Raw genomic sequence first — 1774 nt, 5'->3', positions numbered from 1 at the left:
GCTACACCCTTACTTGTAATATCATCAATGATATTGTCGCGTTGAACCTCTGATATGCCTTTAATTCTCAATGCAAACAGGTGGTATGATGATTCGCGATTGCCATCCATTAAAGTTGGGGCAATAAACCAGTTCATTTTTCTGAAGCCTTTGCAATACTTTAATGCAATTAGTTTTCGTAGCGGCAGAAGTTCTGACTGATATTTCTTAATCTGTGCTAATCCAATTGCTGCGCAAATATCCGGCATGTTGATTTTCAGCCCCTGGAAAAGAATATCGTATTTCCAGCCGCCTCCTGTTGATTTAGAAAAAGCATCTTTTGTTTGCCCGTTTAGTGTATACATTTTTAAAAAACGCAATTCTACAGCCGTATCAAAATTCGTTGGCAGATTTAAACATATACACCCCCCCTCGGCTGTTGTTATATTTTTAACTGCATGAAAAGAAAATATAGTTACATCACTTTTTTTTGCAGCTGCAACACCGTTTATTGTTGCACCCAGCGAATGAGCAGCATCTGCGATTAAAAGTATCCTGCCTAAAGCTTCTTGTTTGTGAGATGCGGCTATAAACAGATCATTTATTTCCGGCTTGCAAATTATCTTGTTTAACTCATCATAATTGCAAGGCCATCCGGCAAAATCAACGGCAATTATTGCTTTTGTTTTGGAGGTTATTGCTTTGAGCACTGCGTTAGGTGATATGCAAAAATCATTATCAACATCAACCATCACCGGTATGGCACCGCAATGTAATACACACAAGGCTGTAGCACAATAAGTATAAGCCGGTATAATAACCTCATCCCCTTCTTTTACCCCAAACCACTTTAGCATCAATATAGCGCCCGATGTCCATGAATTAACACATATGGCCGCATCTGATGAAGTAAATTCTACCATCTCATTTTCAAGTTCCGCTACCTTTGGCCCGGTAGTGATCCATTTTGAATTAAGGGTATTAACAACTTCATTAATAACCGATTGATCAATATAAGGCGGGGAAAAAGGGATTTTCATAGTGTTATATTAAATAAGTGAAAAGTTTAGTTAGATTTTATAAAATGGATAATAACCCGGGTTAACGGCTCAAAAAAGATCAGGCGGGTATTTTTTCAAAAATGGCGACTATACTATCAATGAAATCGCGTGTAAGGCGTTTGTAAATGCAATACTTTTCCATAATGCTTTCTTTCCATGTATAGTTCCCAAATGATAAATCAGCAAGCGAAACAAAATTCTCATGGTACCTTGCCATAAAAATTTCAAGATCACGAAAACCTTTATTTGTACAGGTTTCGGGGTGGTAATTAAAAGTCCATGTGTTTTTTGTTTTAGGTTCAACCTCTGATAACTGTACGGGAATCCAGTTGAAACCAAATCTTATATAAGGAGATTTTAACAAACCATCACTTATGATTTTTATATCGGTATATTTATTAATTGCTAAAAGTGTATTACGATCAAATGTATGAGCGGGAGCAATAAATAATGACGCCTGAATATTTTCTCTTTTAAATATCGCCGCTGCTGCCTTTATCTTTTCTTCCTGGATGTGAAACGGTAATCCGGCAAATTCTGATCGCTTGTTGATTTTAAGCAAACCCGAATTATGATTCAGATAGCAGTGATCAAATCCATGCATACCTATTACATAACCTTTGCTTTGAATATCACGCACCAGTTGCCAGTAATTAGGGTTTATATTACCACAGCTTAGTAATTTAGGATCCTGGTTATCCGGAATCACTGCTATTATGGGCTTTATGTTATAC

2 protein-coding genes are annotated in these 1774 nt (G+C 36.9%); both read right to left on the bottom strand.

Going from position 1 to position 1774, the window contains the following annotated elements; genetic code table 11:
* A partial coding sequence (locus AC1DPZ_RS26500) for a DegT/DnrJ/EryC1/StrS family aminotransferase (protein ID WP_477409146.1) occupies nucleotides 1-1019 on the bottom strand: 1019 nt, incomplete at its 3' end.
* Nucleotides 1020-1098: 79 nt separating this feature from the next.
* Nucleotides 1099-1774 (bottom strand): DUF2334 domain-containing protein (locus tag AC1DPZ_RS26495; protein WP_477409144.1); only part of this gene is annotated, 676 nt, incomplete at its 5' end.

The sequence above is a fragment of the Mucilaginibacter sp. P4_G9 genome, assembly GCF_056400985.1.
Note: the sequence above shows the minus strand (reverse complement) of the source record. Positions and strands in the feature narration are given on the sequence as shown.